This window comes from Microcystis sp. 0824, assembly GCF_003112475.1.
In the GTDB taxonomy this organism is placed as follows: domain Bacteria; phylum Cyanobacteriota; class Cyanobacteriia; order Cyanobacteriales; family Microcystaceae; genus Microcystis; species Microcystis aeruginosa_C.
Genome location: NZ_BDSM01000029.1, coordinates 1 through 651 on the forward strand (window position 1 = coordinate 1; position 651 = coordinate 651).

General features: G+C 43.5%; 1 protein-coding gene. It reads left to right on the forward strand.

Features of this window, described 5'->3' with window-relative positions; translation table 11 throughout:
- Positions 1–591: HNH endonuclease (locus tag N0824_RS12495; protein ID WP_146184277.1), on the forward strand; the 591-nt coding region annotated here is incomplete at its 5' end.
- Positions 592–651: the final 60 nt, after the last annotated feature.

Sequence of the window (651 nt, forward strand, 5' to 3'; positions counted from 1 at the left end):
GATACCTTCAATAAACTAGACTACACAATCTGGTTAATGTTAAGGGCATGGACAGTAACAAGATGCGGTAAAGCGAGCTACAAAAAGCTGAGAAACTATTTCAGACCGGGTACAGTTAAACTCAGCAATGGGAAAGAAAGACAAGAATCTTGGCTATTTAAAACCAAAGATGGTCTTCACTTATGGAAACATAACTGGACACCAATAGTCAGACATACCCTAGTACGCCCCGACGCATCACCTTATGACGGAAATTGGACTTACTGGGCGACCAGACGAGGACAAGCAATCGACACACCGACAAGAGTAGCTAAACTACTTAAGAAGCAACAAGGCAAGTGTAGCCGATGTGGGCAGTATTTCACCCCATCGGATTTAATTGAAGTTGACCACATTCACCCTCTAAGCTTAGGCGGAAAGGATGAATATAAAAACCTTCAACTACTACACCGCCACTGTCACGATAATAAATCGGCATCTGATGGAAGCCTAAATCCATCTGGTTTGACAATTACAGAAGTCAAACTAGATAATACAAGGTTAACCAAAGGAAGTCAAGCTGTATCCTTAACAAGGGAACAGTCAAACTAGGAGCCGTGTGAGGTGAAAGTCTCATGCACGGTTCTGAATGGGAGGGGAGGTCGGTGACGA